Origin of the sequence: Castellaniella denitrificans (genome assembly GCF_027214045.1) — a bacterium.
GTDB lineage: Bacteria > Pseudomonadota > Gammaproteobacteria > Burkholderiales > Burkholderiaceae_B > Castellaniella > Castellaniella denitrificans_A.
Window position 1 is genome coordinate 177,127 of record NZ_JAPWHE010000002.1, and the last position, 14,308, is coordinate 191,434.

General features: G+C 68.4%; 16 protein-coding genes. 5 read left to right on the top strand and 11 right to left on the bottom strand.

Going from position 1 to position 14,308, the window contains the following annotated elements; genetic code table 11:
- Nucleotides 1-58: 58 nt before the first annotated feature.
- Entirely contained in the window at nucleotides 59-1,363 is a 1,305-nt protein-coding gene (lplT, locus tag O4H32_RS04965; protein WP_269357257.1) for a lysophospholipid transporter LplT, read from the top strand.
- Here lplT and O4H32_RS04970 read toward each other — a convergent pair.
- Together O4H32_RS04970 and tsaB are read right to left on the bottom strand one after the other, a co-directional pair.
- Nucleotides 1,360-2,190, bottom strand: a complete 831-nt coding sequence (locus O4H32_RS04970) for a uracil-DNA glycosylase (protein WP_269357258.1) — start codon at nucleotides 2,188-2,190, stop codon at nucleotides 1,360-1,362. The two genes, lplT and O4H32_RS04970, sit on opposite strands and share 4 nt — an antisense overlap.
- Nucleotides 2,187-3,455 (bottom strand): tRNA (adenosine(37)-N6)-threonylcarbamoyltransferase complex dimerization subunit type 1 TsaB, encoded by a 1,269-nt coding sequence (tsaB, locus tag O4H32_RS04975; protein WP_269357259.1) that lies wholly within the window; start codon nucleotides 3,453-3,455, stop codon nucleotides 2,187-2,189. Before tsaB ends, O4H32_RS04970 begins: the two co-directional genes overlap by 4 nt.
- 127 nt (nucleotides 3,456-3,582) lie before the next feature.
- On the opposite strand from tsaB, the gene ompR reads away from it, so the two are divergent.
- The 3 genes from ompR to O4H32_RS04990 all read left to right on the top strand — a co-directional run bounded on the left by ompR (nucleotide 3,583) and on the right by O4H32_RS04990 (nucleotide 6,384).
- Nucleotides 3,583-4,317 carry an osmolarity response regulator transcription factor OmpR gene (gene ompR / locus O4H32_RS04980; RefSeq protein ID WP_269357260.1) on the top strand — a complete coding sequence of 245 codons (735 nt, stop codon included), beginning with the start codon at nucleotides 3,583-3,585 and terminating at the stop codon, nucleotides 4,315-4,317.
- 37 nt (nucleotides 4,318-4,354) lie between these two features.
- Nucleotides 4,355-5,734 (top strand): ATP-binding protein, encoded by a 1,380-nt coding sequence (locus O4H32_RS04985; RefSeq protein ID WP_269357262.1) that lies wholly within the window; start codon nucleotides 4,355-4,357, stop codon nucleotides 5,732-5,734.
- A 101-nt stretch (nucleotides 5,735-5,835) separates the two neighbouring features.
- Nucleotides 5,836-6,384, top strand: coding sequence for a peroxiredoxin (locus O4H32_RS04990; RefSeq protein WP_269357263.1), 549 nt, complete (start codon nucleotides 5,836-5,838; stop codon nucleotides 6,382-6,384).
- A 21-nt stretch (nucleotides 6,385-6,405) separates the two neighbouring features.
- Here O4H32_RS04990 and ispF read toward each other — a convergent pair whose 3' ends face one another.
- Together ispF and O4H32_RS05000 are read right to left on the bottom strand one after the other, a co-directional pair.
- On the bottom strand, nucleotides 6,406-6,897 hold the full coding sequence (gene ispF, locus O4H32_RS04995; RefSeq protein WP_269357265.1) for a 2-C-methyl-D-erythritol 2,4-cyclodiphosphate synthase: 492 nt from the start codon (nucleotides 6,895-6,897) through the stop codon (nucleotides 6,406-6,408).
- Between the two features lie 27 nt (nucleotides 6,898-6,924).
- Nucleotides 6,925-7,653 (bottom strand): IspD/TarI family cytidylyltransferase, encoded by a 729-nt coding sequence (locus O4H32_RS05000; RefSeq protein WP_269357267.1) that lies wholly within the window; start codon nucleotides 7,651-7,653, stop codon nucleotides 6,925-6,927.
- A 155-nt stretch (nucleotides 7,654-7,808) separates the two neighbouring features.
- Between O4H32_RS05000 and eda the strand changes: the two genes are divergently transcribed.
- Nucleotides 7,809-8,435: a bifunctional 4-hydroxy-2-oxoglutarate aldolase/2-dehydro-3-deoxy-phosphogluconate aldolase gene (eda, locus tag O4H32_RS05005; protein WP_269357269.1), complete on the top strand. Its 627-nt coding sequence runs from the start codon at nucleotides 7,809-7,811 to the stop codon at nucleotides 8,433-8,435.
- Nucleotides 8,436-8,438: 3 nt separating this feature from the next.
- Here the strand turns inward: eda and O4H32_RS05010 are convergent, their stop codons facing one another.
- The 7 genes from O4H32_RS05010 to O4H32_RS05040 form a co-directional block, all read right to left on the bottom strand.
- Nucleotides 8,439-9,404 carry a 2-hydroxyacid dehydrogenase gene (locus O4H32_RS05010; RefSeq protein WP_269357271.1) on the bottom strand — a complete coding sequence of 322 codons (966 nt, stop codon included), beginning with the start codon at nucleotides 9,402-9,404 and terminating at the stop codon, nucleotides 8,439-8,441.
- Nucleotides 9,405-9,490: 86 nt separating this feature from the next.
- Complete coding sequence (locus O4H32_RS05015; RefSeq protein WP_269357273.1) at nucleotides 9,491-10,441, bottom strand: sugar kinase; 951 nt, start codon at nucleotides 10,439-10,441, stop codon at nucleotides 9,491-9,493.
- Complete coding sequence (locus O4H32_RS05020; protein ID WP_269357275.1) at nucleotides 10,428-11,225, bottom strand: sugar phosphate isomerase/epimerase family protein; 798 nt, start codon at nucleotides 11,223-11,225, stop codon at nucleotides 10,428-10,430. The genes O4H32_RS05015 and O4H32_RS05020 overlap by 14 nt, the downstream gene beginning before the upstream one ends.
- 10 nt (nucleotides 11,226-11,235) lie before the next feature.
- Nucleotides 11,236-12,006, bottom strand: coding sequence for an amino acid ABC transporter ATP-binding protein (locus O4H32_RS05025; RefSeq protein WP_269357277.1), 771 nt, complete (start codon nucleotides 12,004-12,006; stop codon nucleotides 11,236-11,238).
- Between the two features lie 20 nt (nucleotides 12,007-12,026).
- Nucleotides 12,027-12,836 (bottom strand): transporter substrate-binding domain-containing protein, encoded by an 810-nt coding sequence (locus tag O4H32_RS05030; RefSeq protein ID WP_407932615.1) that lies wholly within the window; start codon nucleotides 12,834-12,836, stop codon nucleotides 12,027-12,029.
- Between the two features lie 58 nt (nucleotides 12,837-12,894).
- Nucleotides 12,895-13,551, bottom strand: coding sequence for an amino acid ABC transporter permease (locus tag O4H32_RS05035; RefSeq protein WP_269357279.1), 657 nt, complete (start codon nucleotides 13,549-13,551; stop codon nucleotides 12,895-12,897).
- The gene (locus O4H32_RS05040; RefSeq protein WP_269357281.1) at nucleotides 13,548-14,222 is read right to left on the bottom strand and encodes an amino acid ABC transporter permease; all 675 of its coding nucleotides are present in this window, start codon (nucleotides 14,220-14,222) and stop codon (nucleotides 13,548-13,550) included. The genes O4H32_RS05035 and O4H32_RS05040 overlap by 4 nt, the downstream gene beginning before the upstream one ends.
- Nucleotides 14,223-14,308: the final 86 nt, after the last annotated feature.

The window sequence follows — 14,308 nt, forward strand, 5'->3', positions numbered from 1 at the left end:
TTTTACGGGCGCGCCTCCCGGCGGTCGCTCCCTTCGTCAACCACCTCGGGGTCCGCGATTGAACAAGGGCTTTTACATGGTCATGGCCGCCCAGGCGCTATCGTCCGTCGCGGACAATGCCCTGCTCATCGCCGCCATCGGGCTGATCGCCGACCTCAGCGGCCCGGACTGGATGGCCCCCATGATGAAGTGGTGGTTCGCGCTGGCCTACGTGATCCTGGCGGCCTTCGTCGGCGCCTTCGCCGACGCCTTCCCCAAGGGCCGGGTCATGTTCGCCACCAACGCGCTCAAGACCTGCGGCTGCCTGCTGATGTTCAGCTACGGCGCGTTCGGACTGACCCACGGGCACCAGCTGGTCCTGATCTTCGTGGCCTACACCATCGTCGGCATCGGCGCCGCCGCCTATTCGCCGGCCAAATACGGCATCGTCACCGAAATGCTGCCGCCCGAACAACTGGTCAAGGGCAATAGCTGGATCGAGGGCCTGACCGTGCTGTCGGTCATCATCGGCACCGTGCTGGGCGGGCTGCTCATCAGCCCGACGGTCTCGGCCTGGCTGATGTCATTCGGCTGGGTGGACCGCCTGGTCGACAACGCCGCTCAAAGCGCCATCCTGATGATCGGCCTGGTGTACATTGCCGCCGCCCTGTGCAATCTGCTGATTCCCGACACCCACGCCTTCTACCCCCGCCAGCAGACGCATCCGGCGGCGCTGATCCGCAATTTCACCCGCTACGTCCGCATCCTATGGTCCGACAAGCTCGGCCAGATTTCGCTGGCGGTCACCACGCTGTTCTGGGGCGCGGGCGCGACCCTGCAGTTCATCGTCATCGAATGGGGCGCCCAGCACCTGGGCTACCGCCTCGACCAGGCATCCGTGCTGATGGGGGTGGCCGCCTTCGGCACCGTGATCGGGGCGGTCTGCGCGGGCCGGGTGCCGCTGCGCCGCGCGCTGGCTGTCCTGCCGGTGGGCGTGGTCATGGGCCTGGTGGTCCTGCTGATGCCGGCGGTCTACACGACCTGGGCGGTGTACTGCCTGCTGCTGCTGATCGGCGGTCTGTCGGGCTTCTTCGTGGTCCCCATGAACGCCCTGCTGCAGCATCGCGGCCATGTCCTGCTGTCGGCCGGCCATTCGATCGCCGTGCAGAACTTCAATGAACAATTGAACATCCTGCTGATGCTGGCAATGTACAGCCTGATGCTGTGGCTGGGCCTGTCCATCAATCTGATCATCGCCCTGTTCGGCATCCTGGTGGCCTGCCTGATGCTGGTCTTCATCCACTGGAACCGTCTCAACCACCGCGCAAACCCGGAACTGAGCCGGATGATCGGGCAAACCGGTCACGGTACGGCTCTGCGCTAAGGGATCTCCCGACCCGTCCGCGCGGCCGCCGCCAGGCCCGCCAGATCGCGCCAGGCCTCCGCCTTCCAGGCGGAGCGCACCAGCAGCGACGAGGGCTGGTGCGTGACCCAGACCGGAATCGGCTCGCCCTGCTCGGGCACGTGCCGGTGCGGACCGCCGCGCAGTTCATCCAGATCCCCGTCCACCCCGATCACCGCCTGCGCGGCCACCCGGCCCAGCGCCAGGATCCAGTGCGGCCGCAGCAGGGCGATCTGCCGGCGCAGCCAGGGCGCACAGGCAGCGACCTCCTGGGCGGAAGGCTCACGCCCACCCACGGCGCGACATTTGACAACGTAGGTCAGATAGGTCGATTCGCCCTGCGGCAGGCGCGCGGCCGCCAGCATGGCCGCCAGCAGGCGGCCCGAATCGCCCTGGAACGGCCGCCCCGCGGCATCGTCCTCGAGGCCGGGCTGCTCGCCGACAACCAGGTAATGCGGCCGGACGGCCTGGCCCGTCCCGGGCACCGCCCGGACACGCTGGGCATGCCGCGCGCACCGGACGCAGGCCGCCACCGCCGCATCCAGCGCGGACAGGTCCGGGCAATCCGTCGGCGCATCGATACCGGGTGCCGGTGTGTGCGGCGCACCGAGCGCGTCCGGCGCGCGGACGCGCTTCAGGCCGGTGGCCACGGCAGGGATTTCCGCCACTGGAGACCGTTCCGGTCCCGTCGCGGGATCCGGCTTCGAGGCCGGTATGGACACCGGTCGCGCCGCCAGCCAATGGGTGTCGAGCCCGATCTCGGCCAGCCAGGCCATCTGGCCGGGACGCAATAGCGCGCGCGGCCTCACGAGCCCCCCCGGGATCCGGTGTTTTCTGGATCGACGTCCGCCGCCAGGTTCAGCGTCATGATCCAGGCATCCTCGCGGCCCTGGACCGCCGGATAATAATCCCGCCGCATCCCGACCTGGGCGAAACCGTGGCGCCGATAGAAAGCAATGGCGCCCTCGTTGCCGTGACGGACTTCCAGGGTGAGGGCCGGCAGGCCGGCCTGCCGGCAATGCTCAACGCAACGGCGCAGCAGCCGCTCGCCCACCCCCTGCCGCTGGGCGTCCGGACGCACCCCGATGACCAGCAGGTGCGCCATGTCCGGCGCGTCCATCACCAGGGCGAAACCGAGCATCGCCCCCATCCGGCGCACCACCCAGCCGCGATAGCCGGCGGCCAGGCCGTCGGCGAAATTTTTCCGGGTCCAGGGGAAGGACTGCACCCGGCCCTCGATGGCGGCGACCTCGTCGAGGTCGGCGGGCATCATGTCGTGCAGGGTCAGGGTCGCCGCGCCGACCAGCGGGTTGCCCCCCTGCCCGCCGGCGCGTTCGACCGTGGTGTAGGCGACCTTGTCGCGCACGTACGCGGGCGACGCCAGGGCGGCATCCAGTCCCCGGCCCTCCCGCCAGGCCCGTTCGGCCAGCCGGGCAATGGTGCCGGCCTGGGCATGCGCGCCTTCCGGCGTCCGGAGTCCGGAACGCGCACCCAAAGCCACGAGCTCATGGTCCAGGCCGGGAAAGACATCGAGCGCGTCGCCATGCGCCATCCAGCCGCCCCCCGCCCGCATGCCCCACCCGGCCGACTCGCGGGTGGCCCAGTCCGCCACGTCGGCGCGGGCCAGCAGGGCCGGCGCCTGCAGCGTGATCCAGTCCGCGCCGCCCGCCCGATAGACTGCAGCGTAGACCTCGTTCATGCGCGCGTCCTGGAGGACCACATGGACCCCGGCCGGATCCTCGCCCGCCCCCTGCAGCGCCACCGCGCACAGGGAATCCACCGGCAGCACAGGCACATCCAGCGCCACGGCCAGGCCCTGGGCGACACCGCAGGCCACACGCAGCCCCGTGAATCCGCCCGGCCCCTGGCCGAAAGCGATCGCCGACAAGCCGCTGCGGCCCAGACCGGCCTGGTCCAGCAGTTCCCGCGCCATGGGCAGAATGCGTTCGGCATGCGCGCCCCTGCCCTCGTGCCGGGCCGTGCACAGCCGCTCCCGGCCAGCCGTCCGCGACAACAGCGCGACGCTGCACAAAGTGCTTGATGTTTCAAACGCGAGAATGTGAAAATCGTCCATGGCCCGGACATTTTAAAGGAGTGGCCCGGGGGCGCCGCTTATTTCCAAAACAAAGACCAAACGCTTATTGTGTAATTTGTTGTGATAAGCGCTGGAACCCCTTTCCCGACCCTGTTACATTTTCCGCATGAACACGCAAACCCAGACCCTCATCCGCAAGATCCTCATCGTCGACGATGATCCCAGGCTGCGCGATCTGCTGCGCCGTTACCTGTCCGAGCAGGGCTTCAACGTCTACGTCGCCGAGGACGCCAAGGAAATGGCCAAGCTCTGGCAACGGGAGCATTTCGATCTCCTGGTGCTGGACCTGATGCTGCCCGGAGAAGACGGCCTGTCCATCTGCCGCCGGCTGCGTGGAAGCCACGACAACACGCCCATCATCATGCTGACCGCCAAGGCCGAGGAAATCGACCGAATCGTCGGCCTGGAAATGGGCGCCGACGACTATCTCACCAAACCCTTCAACCCGCGCGAACTGCTGGCCCGGGTCAACGCCATCCTGCGCCGCCGCGGCACCGAGGAACATCCCGGCGCGCCCAGCCAGGAAAACGAATCCGTCGAATTCGGCCCGTATGTGCTGAACCTGTCCACCCGCACCCTGACGCGCAACGGCGAAGCCGTGCCCATCACCACCGGCGAGTTTTCCGTGCTCAAGGTCTTCGCGCGCCACCCCAAGGTTCCGCTGTCGCGCGACAAACTCATGGAGCTGGCCCGGGGCCGCGAATACGAAGCCTTCGATCGCAGCCTGGACGTCCAGATCTCACGGTTGCGCAAACTGATCGAACCCAACCCCTCCAAGCCGGTCTTCATCCAGACGGTCTGGGGCCTGGGCTACGTCTTCGTGCCCGACGGCGGCCAGTAACCCGGTTCCGGCCCGCGGGCCGCGCGCGCACTGTCCCATGACTTTCCTGAAGCGGCTCCGGCACGGCATCAGGCCCCGGCTGCGGCTGGGGCTGTTCAGCCGTTCCTTCCTGCTGATCGCCTGCTTGATGCTGGTCAGCCTGGGGGCATGGCTGCAGATCGTCTTCAACATCGAGGAAGGTCCTCGCGCCGCCCAGCTGGCTCAGCGGATCGCCACCACGGTCCGCATCACCCGCTCGGCCCTGGTGTACGCGCCGCCGCCCGTGCGTCCCTCGCTGCTGCTGGACCTGGCCACCCAGGAAAGCCTGCGCGTCCAGCCCCGCGAACACTCCGACGTGCTCGAACCCCTGCCCCACACCGACTATTGGACCAATGTGTCCGGCGAGATCCGCAACCGCCTGGGCAGCCAGACGGCCATCATGTGGTCCGTCAATCAGGTCCCGGGCATCTGGATCAGCTTCAACATCAACGAGCATCTGTATTGGCTGGTCTTCGACCGCGACCAGTTGCGCTTGACCACCGGTCGCGAATGGCTGGGCTGGGTGGCGGCGTCCCTGATGCTGGCGCTGCTGGGGGCGGCCATCAGCGTGCGCTTCATCAACCAGCCCCTGGCCCAGTTGGCCAAGGTCGCCCAGCAACTGGCGCGCGGCGAAACGCCCACGCCCCTGCCCGAAAAGGGGCCGGTCGAAATCCGCGACATGAACATCGCCTTCAACCGCATGGCGCGCGACTTGCGGCAGAACGAGGCCGACCGGGAGATCATGCTGGCCGGGATTTCCCACGACCTGCGCACGCCCCTGGCACGCATCCGCCTGGAAATCGAGATGAGCCACATGACCGACGAGGCGCGACAGGCCATCGACGACGATCTGGCCCAGATCAACCACAGCATCGGCCAGTTGATGGAATACGCCCGGCCGGCCGGACAGGTGCCCGAGGCCGGCATCGACGTGTCCCGCGTACTGCTTGAGCTGTTCGAGCGCGAACGCAGCCATACCGAATCCCTGGGCGGCGAACTGGATGCCTCCATCCAGCCCGGTCTGCAGGCGCGAATCAGCGCCAACGACCTCAAGCGCATCGTCAGCAACCTGATCGAGAACGCCCGTCGCTACGGCCGCAGCGCCAGCGATGGACGCGCCCGCATCCGCCTGATCGCCTATCAGAGCGGCAATCAACTGACCATCGAGGTCCGCGATCAGGGCGCCGGCATCCCCCAGACGGACATTCAGCGGCTGCTGCGGCCCTTCGCGCGCGGGGAGTCCGCCCGCACCGGCGTCAGCGGCGCCGGCCTGGGCCTGTCCATCGTCGAACGCCTGCTGGGCCAGGTGGGCGGGAAATTCACCCTGGCGCCCAACGCGCCCAGGGGCTTGCTGGCGCGCATCGAGATCCCCAAGGCCAAGGCGCAGGGCAAGGCCTGACGCCGCGCGCCCGCGCCGGCCCGGCCGGAACGCGACGGAACGGTCCATGGCGTAGAATGAGGCGACGGCCCCGATGGCCGTCCATCATCTCAGGAGCCCCGATGAAAACCATAGGCGACAAGCTCGAGGCCTTCCGCGTCACCGGCGTCAAGCCCGGATTCAACCAGCACGAGGAAAACGGCGTCTCGGCCTTCGAGGACATCACGGAATCGTCCTTTCCCGGCAAATGGAAGGTGATCTACTTCTACCCCAAGGACTTCACCCAGGTCTGCCCCACAGAGATCGTCGGCTTCAACGCCCTGGCCGACGAATTCGAGGAACGCGGCGCCGTCCTCATGGGCGGCTCGACCGACAACGAATATGTCAAGCTCGCCTGGCGGCGCGCCAGCCCCGAACTGGGCAAGCTCAATCACTATCAGTTCAGCGACACGGCGGGCGCGCTGGTCGATCCGCTGGGCATCCGCGACAAATCCGAAGGCGTCGCCTTTCGCGCAACCTTCATCGTCGATCCGGACAACATCATCCAGCACGTATCGGTCAACAATTTCAACGTGGGCCGCAGCCCCGAGGAAACCCTGCGCGTCCTGGACGCACTGCTGACCGAAGACCTGTGCGCCTGCAACCGGCCGATCGGGGGCGGCACCCTGTAGGCGCCGCCGGACTTCCCGCCCCTAGGCTCGCGCCAGCAGCGCCACGGCGCTGGCGGCGATGCCCTCGCCCCGGCCCAGGTAGCCCAGGCCCTCGTTGGTCTTGGCCTTGACGTTGATCACCGCCTGATCGACCCCCAGGTCTCCGGCGATGCAGGCGGACATGGCGGACGCGTGCGGCGCGATCTTCGGCGCCTGGGCGTGCACCGTGGCGTCCACGTTGACCACGATCCAGCCCGCTTCGCGGGCCAGGCGCGCGGCCTCGCGCAGGAACAGACGGCTGTCGGCCCCGGCCCAGCGCGGATCGCGATCGGAGAAATGGCGGCCGATGTCCCCCAGGCCAGCCGCCCCCAGCACGGCGTCGGTCACCGCGTGCAACAGCACGTCGGCGTCCGAATGGCCGACCAGTCCCCGCTCGTAGGGAATGCGCACACCGCCGATGACGAGCGGCCGGCCCTCGGCCAGGACGTGGAGGTCATGGCCCTGGCCGATGCGGAAAGGAAAGGGAGTCGTCATGATGGAATCGTTCCAGTGGAATGCCGTTCAGCCGCCCGGCGGCGTGCGACGCCCCGCCAGCCGGTCCTCGAACCAGTCGAAATCTTCCGGCCAGGTCAGCTTGTCGTTGGCCCGGGCGCCACGCACCAGCAGCGGGGCCCGGCCGGGGTCGCAGGCCAGCTCCACCGCCGAGGCCTCGTCGGTCACCCGGGGATCGCCGGCGCACGCGTCCAGCGCCGCCCGCAGTTCTCCGGCGCGAAACATCTGCGGCGTCTGCGCCAGCCACAGGCCTTCGCGCTGCAGGGTCCGCGCCACCCGGACGCCATCGTCCCGCGCGTCCCCGGCCTGTTTGACCGTGTCGGCCACCGGCAAGGCCAGCAAACCGCTCCGGTCACGCGACCGGCAGGTATCGATCAGGCGTCCCAGCGCATCGGCGGGCAGGCCCGGCCGGGCTGCGTCATGCACCAGCGTCCAGGTCGCGTCCGCCAGGTCCGCATCCATCAGGGCGGCGCGCACGGTCTCGGCCCGCGTGGGTCCGCCGCAGGGACGCCAGACCGTGCGCGGCAGACCGGCGAGGGCCCCGGCCACCCAGGCATCGCCGGGCGCCACCGCCACCCGGACCTGGGTGATGCGCGGGTCGGCCAGCAGGGCGCGCACCGTATGGCGCAGCATGGGTTCGCCGCCCAGGTCGCGGTACTGCTTCGGCCGGCCGTCGCGGCTGCCGGCGCGCGCGCCGACACCGGCCGCCGGCACCAGAGCGATGAGGGGTTCATTCATGAGGGGCGATTTTAGCGCACGGCCAGCCGCCGGCCGCGGGATGCAGCGGCCCCTGGAAGTAGCTGAAAGATCAAAATGAACAGAACGTCGATTCAATTACGGTTCACATGTAGAATGACTACATCCCTCTTTCCGACGCCCGATCCCCGACATCCATGAACGCCCTCGAACTGATCGAACTCAGCCCCGTCATGCCGGTCATCGTGGTCCGCGACCCCGGCACGGCCGTGGATCTGGCCCGCGCGCTGGTCGCGGGCGGCATCCGCACGCTGGAAATCACGCTGCGCTCGGCGGCCGCGCTGGACGCGATCGCCGCCATCCAGGCCCAGGTGCCCGACGCCGTGGTCGGCGTGGGCACGGTGCGCACCCCCCAGCAACTGGATGCCGCCCTGCGCGCGGGCGCCCGCTTCGGGATCAGCCCGGGCCTGACCGAGAATCTGGCCCGGGCGGCACGCGATTCGGGCATCCCTTTCCTGCCGGGCGTCTCCACGGCCTCCGAGGCCATGCGCGCCGCAGAACTGGGTTTCCTGGTGCAAAAACTGTTCCCGGCCGAGGCCGTGGGGGGCGAGGCGTTGTTGAAGGCTTGGCACGGTCCGCTGCCCGATCTGATCTTCTGCCCCACGGGGGGCATCCACGCGGGCAACGCCGCCCGGTATCTGGCCCTGCCGAATGTCGGCTGCGTCGGCGGTTCCTGGCTGACGCCCGCCGCCGCCCTCGAAGCCCGCCAGTGGGAAACCGTCACGGCGCTGGCCCGCGAGGCCTGCGCGCTCGCGGCGGACTAGAATCTACAGAGGGTAGGCTGCGGGCGGGGTCTCCCCTCGCAGCGCACTCAACAGGTTGTCGACCGCCAGGGCCGCCATGGCCGTGCGCGTCTCGTGCGTGGCCGAGCCGATGTGCGGCAGCGCCAGGATGCGCGGATGGCCGCGCAACGGCGAATCCAGCGGCAGCGGCTCGACGTCGAACACATCCAGTCCGGCGCCGCGCAGGCGACCGCCCTCCAGAGCGTCCAGCAGGGCGTGTTCCTGGATGATGGGACCGCGCGCGCCGTTGATCAGGATCGCGCCGGGCTTCATGCGGGCGAACGCCTGCGGCCCGATCAGACCGCGCGTGTCTTCAGTCAGCGGCAAGACCAGTACCACGAAATCGGCCGTCTCCAGCAGCGCTTCCAGCCCGACGGCCCGCGCCTTGCCGGGCGGCAGGCCGCTGTCGGCCGGGCGCCGCGCATGGTAGATCACCGGCATGTCGAAACCCAGGGCGGCCCGGCGGGCCAGCGCCCGGCCGATGCGGCCATAACCGACGATGCCCAGGGTCTTGCCATGCACGTCCCAGCCGTATTCCCCGGGACCGACGTTGCGCGTCCAGCGGCCCTCCCGGACCAGATCCGCCATCTCGCACAGCCGGCGGCTGGTGGCCAGCACCATGCCGAACAACAGGTCCGCCACCGACTCCGTGAGCACGTCCGGTGTATGGCACAGCACGATGCCGCGCTCGCGCAGCGCATCCAGCGGATAGGCGTCCACGCCGACCGAGATGCTGGACACCACCCGCAGGGCCGGCGCCCGATCCAGCAGGGCCGCGTCCAGACGGAAACTGGAGCCGATCATGCCCTGGGCCCTGCCCAGCGCCTGGAAGAACGCCTCGCGCTGATCCTCGCGCCGGGGATCGGCCCGGATGACGGTGTGCTCCGCCAGGATCCGCGCCAGTTGCGGCTCGGGCAGGTCACGGTAGACGAGGACGGTTTGTCGCGACATGAAAAAGACCCCAGTCAAAAACGGGCCGGTCGCCGCGCAGCCCGGCGGGCGGCAGGATACGGCGGACCGGCGGCGAACGGTCGGGCCTACAGCCCGGCCAGCCGCAACACGGCCAATGTAGGCAGGCCTTCGGTATCGCCCGGCACCTGCACGGCACGGGCGCCGATCCAGGCGCCGCGCGCCACGGCGCGCTCCAGCGGCAGGCCCTCGAGCAGGCCGCTGATCACCCCCACGGCAAAGCCATCGCCCGCGCCCACGGTATCCACGACCCGCTCCACGGGCGCGGCCGGCACACGGCCGCTGCGCGTGCCGTCATCGTAATACGCGCCGTCCGGGCCGAGCTTGACGACCACCAGCCGCGCCCCCCGATCGAGATAAAAGCGCGCGATCGCCTCGGGTTGGTGTTCGCCGGTCAACAGACGGCCCTCTTCCAGACCCGGCAGCACCCAGTCCGCCAGGCTCGCCAGTTCGTTGATGCCGGCACGCATCGCCTCGGTGGAGACCCATAGGGAAGGACGCAGGTTCGTATCGAACGAGACGGTCCGGCCGGCCTCGCGCATCAGGCGCATGGTGTGCCGCGACACCTCGAAGCTGTCGGCCGACACCGCCGCGAACACACCGGTCGCGTGCAGATGGCGGGCGGACAGCAGCCAATCCCGGTCCACATCGGCCAGGCACATGCGGCTGGCGGCCGAACCCGCGCGGTGGTATTCGACCAGGGGATCGCCCCCATCCATGACCCGGTCCTTGAACAGCATGCCGGTGCGCTCGCCCGGCGCCAGGATCACGCGCGAGCAATCCACGCCTTCGCCGCGCAGGCTGTCGAGCAGATAGCGGCCCATGGAATCCTGCCCCAGGCGGCTGCCCCAGCCGACCCGCAGGCCCAGGCGGGCCAGCCCGATGGCCACATTGGTCTCGGCGCCCGCCGTGCGCTTGTGAAAAATCTCCACCTGCTCCAGCGGACCGGGCTGGCCGGCCACCAGCATCACCATCGCCTCGCCCAGCGTGACGACGTCGAGCGGTTCACTCGTTGTCATGAGAAACAGACTCCATTCGGCGCAGCGCATCCAGCGCCTGGCCGGTGATCCGGGCGAGGTCCGCGCCGGTCAGGGGATATTCGATCGCCCGGGGTGCGGCGGCGGGCAGCGCCCGCAGCACCGCGCGCCAGGGCGCGGCGGACGATTCCAGCGGCACGGCCACCCATCGGTCGGGGCGCCGCAGCACCCCCTTGCAATGCACGTAGCGGACCCGGGACGCGAACGCATCGGCCGCCCGCAACGGGCATTCGCCCACCCAGTGCCAGTTGCCCATGTCGAAGGTCATGCCCAGCGACACCCCGGCCTCGTCCGCCATGCGGAAAAAGGCCGCCAGGGCCGGGACGGTGCCCGCCGATTCCGTCTGATCGTTTTCCACCAGCAGTTCGACCGGGTGGCCGGCCAGCAGAGTCCGCAAGGCCGCCAGCTCCGACGGCGCGCGCGACGCGAAGCCGCCGATCGACATTTTCAGCCAACCGGCGCCCAGCCGGTCGGCGCGTTCCAGGCCTTCGCGAACCGCCGCTTCGTCGAAACGGCCGGCCGCATCCCACATCCCCGTCGGGCTGGAATAGACACGGACCAGGCCCGCCTCGGCGGCCTGCGCCGCCAGCGCGTCGAGCTCGCCCGCCGCGTCCCTGCCCAGCAGCTCGCCGCGCACCTCGACGCCATCGGCGCCCGCCGCACGGGCCAGGCGCGCGAACCAGGACTGGCCGTGGCGCCGGACCTCGTCCGCCCCGAACGCCGTCAGGGAAACCAGCGCGCCGCGCGCCGGGATCTTTGCATGCATGACCGGATCCTCAGTGGTTCAGGATCTGGCCGAGGAAGCCGCGCGTCTTTTCATGGGACGGGGCCTCGAAGAACCGGTCCGGCGGCGCCTGCTCGATGATCCGGCCGTCGGCCATGAAGATCACCCGGTCTGCCACGCTGCGCGCGAAACCCATTTCATGGGTCACGCACAGCATCGTCATGCCGTCGCGGGCCAGACCGATCATGGTGTCCAGGACCTCCTTGACCATTTCCGGGTCCAGGGCGGAAGTGGGCTCGTCGAACAGCATGACCTTGGGCGTCATGCACAGGGCGCGGGCGATGGCCACGCGCTGCTGCTGCCCCCCGGACAGCTGGCTGGGGTATTTGTGCGCCTGTTCGGCGATCCGCACGCGGGACAGGTATTCCATCGCGAGGGCCTCGGCCTGGTCGGCCTTCAGCCCGCGAGAACGCATCGGCGCCAGCATGCAGTTGCGCAGCACCGTCATGTGCGGAAACAGGTTGAACTGCTGGAACACCATGCCGACTTCCTGCCGCACGGCGTCGATCCCGCGCCCATCGGCGCCCAGGGCGATGCCGTCCACCACGATGCGCCCGTCCCGGATCGACTCCAGGCCGTTGATGCAGCGGATCAAGGTGGACTTGCCCGAGCCCGAAGGCCCGCAGATCACGATGCGCTCGCCCGCCGCCACCGTCAGATCGATGTCGGTCAGGGCATGGAACTGCCCATACCATTTGTTGAGCTTCTCGATCTGGATGATCAGCGCGCCGGAGGGCGCAGGGCGGGTCGGTGTCTCGGTCATGGCGGCGGGGCGGGAGTCGATCAGGATTGCTTCAGTTCCGGCAGCGGCGTGCCCAGCCATTTCTGGTAGAGCTTGCTGAATTCGCCGTTCTTGATGTTGCGGTCGATCAGCCCGTTGATGGTCTTGAGCGTTTCAGGCTGGCCCTGGCGCATGGCCACCGCCATTTCCTGCTGCAGCAGCACGAACTTGTTGTCGAAACGGTCCGGCGCCCGCTTGGCGATGCCGGCGGCCACCGTGGTGGAGCAGCCGATCGCGTCGACCTGGCCGGACAGCAACGCCTGCATGGCCGAGGCGTCGTCGTCGAAGCGGCGGATGTCGGCGTCCTTCGGAGCGATCTTGCTGACCGCGATGTCCTGGGTGCTGGCGCGCGCCACACCGATCTTCTTGCCCGACAGGCCTTCCGGGCCGGAGATCTTCAGATCCTTGCCGCCGAACACCACGATCTGCGCGGCCGAATACGGATGCGAAAACTGCACCTGCTTGGCGCGCTCCGGCGTGATGGCCAGGGAGGCGACCAGCACGTCGACCTTGTCGGTCAGCAGATAGGGAATGCGGTTGGGGCCCGTCACGGGCACGATCTTCACCTTCACGCCCAGGTCCTTGGCCAGGAGTTTGGCCACGTCGGCATCGTAGCCGTCGGGCTGGTTCTCGGTGTTCATGATGCCGTAGGGCGGGAAATCGACCAGCATGCCGACCGTGAGCTCGCCCTTCTGTTTGACCTGGTCGATGGTTTCGGCCGAAGCCGCGGGAGCCATCCCCACGGCGAGCGTGGCGCAGGCGGTCAGCAGGGCGCCGCCCAGCATGCCGCGCAAAGTATGGTTCTTGAACATAGTACGTCTCCGTGAAATGATAGGCCTGAGGCCTGTTGGTACTGAAATTCAGGATTCGTCAGGCGCGCGCCTGGGCGAGCGAAAGGCGCTTCTCCATCCGCCCCGCCAGCAGCGACAGGGGCCAGCACAACAGAAAATACAGGGCCGCCACGATGGAGAACACCACCATGGGCTCGAACGTGGCGTTGTTCACGATCTGGCCCGCGCGGGTCAGTTCGGTGAAGCCAATGATGGCTGCCAGCGACGTGCCCTTGATGACCTGGACCAGGTAGCCGACCGTGGGCGGCACGGCGATCTTCAGCGCCTGCGGCAGGATCACGTCGCGCAGACGGTCGCGATAGTTCAGCCCCAGGGCCGCGGCGGCCTCCCACTGGCCGCGCGGCACGGCCTCGATGCAGCCGCGCCAGATCTCGCCCAGGAAAGACCCCGCGTTCAGTGTCAGCGCGACGGCGGCGGCGGTCCACGGATCGACCTCGAAACCAATCACCGGGGCGCCGAAGAACACCAGGAACAACTGCAGCAGCAGCGGCGTACCCTGGAATATCTTGATGAACCCCGTGGCCAGCAGCCGGGCGGCGCGATGCGTGCCGGTGCGCGCCAGGGCCACCGCCAGCCCGACCAGGCCGCCGCCGATGAAGGCGATGATCGACAGCAGCACGGTCCACTGGGCGGCCTGCAGGATGTACCAGAAATCGGAGGATCCGAAGGTTCTCATGAGCGGCCGTCCGGATAGTGGAGGTACCGGTCGTGGATCCGGCGGAAGACGTAGGAAAAGCACAGCGTCAGCGCCAGATAGATCAGCGTGATGACGATGTAGATCTCGAAGCTGCGGAACGTTTCCGACTGCAGGGTGGCGGCCACCGAAGTCAGATCGTCGGCCGAGATCACCGAGACCACGCTGGAAGCCAGCATGAGCAGGATGAACTGACTGGTGAGCGCCGGATAGATGGCGCGCAGCGCGGGTTTCAGCACAACGAAGCGGAAGATCTCGACCCGGGTCAGATTCAATGCCAGGCCGGCTTCAATCTGGCCCCTGGGGATGGCCTCGATCCCGGCACGGACGATTTCCGTGGCATAGGCGCCCAGATTGACCGTCATGGCCACCAGCGCCGCCGTATAGGGCGACCAGCGCACCCCGACGGCCGGCAGGGCGAAGAAGAAAAAGAACAGCTGGACCAGGAACGGCGTGTTGCGGATGAGTTCGATGTAGACCTGGATCAGGGCCCGCAGCGGCGCCGGCCCGGACGTTTTGCCCCAGGCGCACAGTACTGCCACCGCCAGACCGAACAGCATCGCCAGGCCGGAGAGCTGGATCGTCATCCAGGTGCCGTGCAACAGCAGCGGCCAGGCCTGGAACACGGGACCGAACTGAAAGGTGTAATTCATGGGATTGCCAGGAAATCCGCTTCGATGAAACCGGTTTCATTATACTGAAACACAGCACGGGCGAAAATCGGTGCTAACCCTGGCGC

Excerpts from the sequence above, each read along its gene's own strand:
- tsaB (WP_269357259.1), bottom strand. The coding sequence starts at position 3,455 with ATGGACGATTTTCACATTCTCGCGTTTGAAACATCAAGCACTTTGTGC.
- ompR (WP_269357260.1), top strand. The coding sequence starts at position 3,583 with ATGAACACGCAAACCCAGACCCTCATCCGCAAGATCCTCATCGTCGAC.
- O4H32_RS04985 (WP_269357262.1), top strand. The coding sequence starts at position 4,355 with ATGACTTTCCTGAAGCGGCTCCGGCACGGCATCAGGCCCCGGCTGCGG.
- O4H32_RS04990 (WP_269357263.1), top strand. The coding sequence starts at position 5,836 with ATGAAAACCATAGGCGACAAGCTCGAGGCCTTCCGCGTCACCGGCGTC.
- ispF (WP_269357265.1), bottom strand. The coding sequence starts at position 6,897 with ATGACGACTCCCTTTCCTTTCCGCATCGGCCAGGGCCATGACCTCCAC.
- O4H32_RS05000 (WP_269357267.1), bottom strand. The coding sequence starts at position 7,653 with ATGAATGAACCCCTCATCGCTCTGGTGCCGGCGGCCGGTGTCGGCGCG.
- eda (WP_269357269.1), top strand. The coding sequence starts at position 7,809 with ATGAACGCCCTCGAACTGATCGAACTCAGCCCCGTCATGCCGGTCATC.
- O4H32_RS05010 (WP_269357271.1), bottom strand. The coding sequence starts at position 9,404 with ATGTCGCGACAAACCGTCCTCGTCTACCGTGACCTGCCCGAGCCGCAA.
- O4H32_RS05015 (WP_269357273.1), bottom strand. The coding sequence starts at position 10,441 with ATGACAACGAGTGAACCGCTCGACGTCGTCACGCTGGGCGAGGCGATG.
- O4H32_RS05020 (WP_269357275.1), bottom strand. The coding sequence starts at position 11,225 with ATGCATGCAAAGATCCCGGCGCGCGGCGCGCTGGTTTCCCTGACGGCG.
- O4H32_RS05025 (WP_269357277.1), bottom strand. The coding sequence starts at position 12,006 with ATGACCGAGACACCGACCCGCCCTGCGCCCTCCGGCGCGCTGATCATC.
- O4H32_RS05030 (WP_407932615.1), bottom strand. The coding sequence starts at position 12,836 with ATGTTCAAGAACCATACTTTGCGCGGCATGCTGGGCGGCGCCCTGCTG.
- O4H32_RS05035 (WP_269357279.1), bottom strand. The coding sequence starts at position 13,551 with ATGAGAACCTTCGGATCCTCCGATTTCTGGTACATCCTGCAGGCCGCC.
- O4H32_RS05040 (WP_269357281.1), bottom strand. The coding sequence starts at position 14,222 with ATGAATTACACCTTTCAGTTCGGTCCCGTGTTCCAGGCCTGGCCGCTG.